The organism is Bifidobacterium sp. POST2/T3 (B1) (assembly GCF_058197115.1).
This window is the reverse complement of record NZ_JBVPQK010000342.1, coordinates 1-2,812: the sequence shown is the minus strand read 5'-3', so window position 1 is coordinate 2,812 and position 2,812 is coordinate 1. Positions and strand designations below refer to the sequence as shown.

Here is a 2,812-nt window from a genome sequence, read left to right as displayed (position 1 = left end):
ACCTTGGCCCTGACGGTGGGTACCGCCAAGGCCCACCAGGTGCCTGTGCTCTCGCCTCCGGAGAAGTATTCCTTGACTTCCGATACGGCTACCATCCGTTTCTCCCAGGTGGAGGATGGCCACCTGCATCGATTCAGCTACCGGGCCAAGGACGGCACCGAGATGCGCTTCATCATCATCCGCAAGAATGGCGCAGCCTATGGGGTCGGGCTGGACGCCTGCGATAATTGCGGGGATGCGGGCTATTACGAAAAAGACGGCAAGATTATCTGCAAGAAGTGCGACGTAGCCATCAACCTGGCCACCATCGGGTTCAAGGGCGGCTGCAATCCCGTCCCTCTGCCCTATAAGACCGGTCGGGGGGCCATACTGATCAGCACCGCCGACCTGGATGCCCTGTCTTCGCACTTCAAGAGCTGAAAAAAGGGAAGGAGCGGTTGGTATGTTCTTCATGCGCATGATGCTGCGGTCATTCAGCCGCCAGTTTGGGCGAAGAATGCTCATCGCCGTCACGGTTTGCCTGTCGGCCTGCGTGGCCACGGCCATGCTGGGGGTGGTCTTCGACGTGGGCGACAAGCTCAACGCGGAACTGTCCACCTACGGATCCAACATCACGGTCCAGGCCAAGGCGGATGCTGTGGTCTCCGACCTCTACGGCGACCAGGAGGGCGGTCCCTCAGGCGACGAGTCAATGCCGACCGCCTTTCTCAAGGAATCCCAGGTGCCCAAGATCAAGACCATCTTCTGGGCCTACAACATCACCGACTTTGCTCCGCGCCTGGACCTTCGTGGCACCGTGGACCAGGTCGGCGCCCCCCTGGTGGGCACCTGGTTCGGCCGGACCGTCAAGGTCGATAGCGGCGAGAGCAGCACTGCAGGTCTCAAAGGTCTTCGGCCCTGGTGGAAGGTTCAAGGCCGCTGGCCCAAGGATGGGGCTGGATCCGGCGGCCGGACCGAAGCCATGATGGGCAAAGAGCTGGCTGCACGACTGGGCGGCCGTCAGGTTGGTGACCAGGTCAAGGTGGGTCTGGATGGTAAACAGCAGACTGTCACCATTGTGGGCATCTTCGACTCCGGTGATGCTGATGCCGCCTCCCTCTACCTGCCCACTCGGCCGTTGCAGGAGATGTCCGGCCTGACCGATCAGATCGACCAGGTGGAGGTCAAGGCTCTGACCACGCCAGAGAACGACCTGGCCCGAAAGGCCGCACGAAACCCTGCTGCTCTCTCCCAGGACGAATGGGAGACCTGGTATTGCACGGCCTATCCCTCATCCATCGCCTACCAGATCGAGGAGGCCATACCCGGGTCCATGGCCAAGCAGGTCAGACAGGTGGCAGCCCTGCAGGGCGACGTTCTGCAGAAGACCCAGGCGGTCATGATCCTGATGACCGTGCTCAGTCTGCTGGCGGCGGCCATCGCCGTGGCCAATTTGATGGCGTCCTCCATAAGCGAGCGGTCCTCGGAGTTCGCCCTGCTCAAGGCCTTGGGCGCCACCGACGGGGCTGTGTCCCGATTGGTGTTGGCCGAGACGGCCCTGATCGCCCTGGCCGGGGCTCTGGTCGGCGCCCTGCTGGGTTCTGGAGTGGCTCAGATCGTGGGCAGGGTGGTCTTTGGATCAGGCATCACCATGAGGCCTATGGTCTTCGTGTTGGTCTTCGTGCTGCTGGCCCTGACCGTGCTGCTGGCATCCATCTCGTCCATCAGATCGATTCTGCGGCTTCGGCCGGCGGAGGTGCTTCATGGCCGCTGATCGCCATAAGAGCCATATGACCAATACCCGCATGTTCCTGACCATGCTCTTCGGGGCTGTTTTCCGTCGTCGAGGCCGGGCCCTCATGGCCGTGGTGGCCTCCCTGGTGGGTGCCGCCACCCTCTTCTGTCTGGCTGCAGTCTGCATCGAGGCCCCTAGACAGATCAACCAGGAGATGCGTTCCTACGGGGCCAACTTGATCGTTTCGCCCATTCAGGGGGGCAACCGGTCCGGATCCGGCATTGAACAGGGGATGGTGGACCACACTACCCACATGGTGACCGCCAAGGCCCCGACTCGGTACGCCACCTATCGATATGAGACGGTGCAGGTCAATGCTGGCGCCCGCGTGATGGCCGGCATCCACCCCGACCAGGTGCGCCAGCTCAACCGCCACTGGAGCGTGGAGGGAGCTTGGCCGCAGCCCGGTTCAGTCATGGTGGGGCGGGACTTGGCAGATTCGCTGGGGCTGACCACCGGCAAGCAGATAACTATTGGTTATCCCGCTGGAAAGGTCACCGTCATAGACAAGGCCGGAAGCCAGGGACGTGACTTTCGAGTGGGAGGCATCGTCGATACCGGCGGCCCCGAGGATCGGATCATCTACGCCGACTTGTCCGATCTGGAGCTCCTGACCGGGGCCAAGAGGGGTACCGATGTCATCGAATACTCGGTCAACACCATGACCTCGGGGCTGAAGACCATTGCTGCCAGCATCAACGACATGACCTCCATGGGGGTCAAGGCCCGGCCGGTCACCAGGATCACAGCAGGCGACAGCCATACCATCGCCATGCTCCAGTCGCTCTTCTGGCTGGTTTCGGTGGTGGTGCTGGTCCTGACCTTCGTGGGCGTGGGGACCACCATGGCCTCCATCGTTTCCCAACGGCGCAGCGAGATCGGCCTGCGCAAGGCTCTGGGTGCCTCTTCGCGGGGGATTGCTATGGAGTTTCTGGCGGAATCGGCCTGCTACGGATTGGCTGGAGGCCTGATCGGCACGGCCCTGGGCTATGGCTTCGCCCGGCTGCTCTGCCTGTCCGTCTTCCAACGGCCGCTGGG

General features: G+C 62.6%; 3 protein-coding genes. All 3 read left to right on the top strand.

Features of this window, described 5'->3' with window-relative positions; translation table 11 throughout:
• Positions 1–420: Fe-S-containing protein (locus tag AC0AP0_RS11335; protein ID WP_490430541.1), on the top strand; the 420-nt coding region annotated here is incomplete at its 5' end.
• Positions 421–442: 22 nt separating this feature from the next.
• Positions 443–1,753, top strand: coding sequence for an ABC transporter permease (locus AC0AP0_RS11330; protein ID WP_490430540.1), 1,311 nt, complete (start codon positions 443–445; stop codon positions 1,751–1,753).
• Between the two features lie 16 nt (positions 1,754–1,769).
• On the top strand, positions 1,770–2,812 hold a 1,043-nt coding region (locus AC0AP0_RS11325), incomplete at its 3' end, for an ABC transporter permease (RefSeq protein WP_490430542.1).

What these genes read in the sequence shown, in the direction of transcription:
- AC0AP0_RS11330 (WP_490430540.1), top strand. Translation starts at nt 443, where the DNA reads ATGTTCTTCATGCGCATGATGCTGCGGTCATTCAGCCGCCAGTTTGGG.